Here is a 675-nt window from a genome sequence, read left to right as displayed (position 1 = left end):
TTATTACCTTTTACGGGCAATGAACATCAAGAGAAAACCTCAGGTATCCGCTTTAGCTTGAAGGACTATTTAACCCTTGTAGATGAAACAGGTCGCGTAATAAGAGCAGACAAACGAGGCGCTATTGATAACAAAACCGCAAATATACTGTCAAGACTTCACATCAGCGATGAAAGTTGGCTCAAACTCACCACAAACTTTGAAGGTATATTCACTGGCGCGGTCGGCACCGCAGAGCATTTGTGTGAATTTACTGAGCACGTAGGGTTAAAGCGAGCACACGGTAAAGCAAATGCACAAGCTTGTTTGAATAGCGCGTAAACATAGCTACATTCAAAAACAGCAAGAAAGCCACAAGAAAAAATACGGCTACCTTGGGGGAGAAGTAAAGCTTGCCTGAAATTCATTCATTTAATCAACATCTATAAAAATCGATATGCAAAGGCTTACAAGATGAAATACATGCATTGTTGTTGGCCAATGGATAGCAGTGTTTCAGAGCATTATTACTGCGGAGAATTATCATGGGTGGCATAGTAATAATCATTCTGGATAACGCACGGCTAAGACATCACATTTTGCCCCATGTAAAATAGCATTACAGGTAGATCCTAGTAGTAATTGCAAGCCATGTACACCATGACTTCCGGTGATAATTAAATCAACGTTTTCTTT

General features: G+C 40.1%; 1 protein-coding gene and 1 pseudogene. One reads left to right on the top strand and one right to left on the bottom strand.

Annotation, left to right across the window (positions count from 1 at the left end):
• Positions 1–321: pseudogene (locus H4J76_RS19510) on the top strand (transposase); the annotation flags it as partial.
• A 222-nt stretch (positions 322–543) separates the two neighbouring features.
• Here the strand turns inward: H4J76_RS19510 and H4J76_RS19505 are convergent.
• Positions 544–675 (bottom strand): universal stress protein (locus tag H4J76_RS19505; protein WP_182231142.1); only part of this gene is annotated, 132 nt, incomplete at its 5' end.

This window comes from Colwellia sp. BRX9-1, assembly GCF_014077195.1.
GTDB lineage: Bacteria > Pseudomonadota > Gammaproteobacteria > Enterobacterales > Alteromonadaceae > Colwellia_A.
The sequence above is the reverse complement of the archived record's forward strand: the minus strand, read 5'-3'. Positions and strand labels throughout refer to the sequence as shown.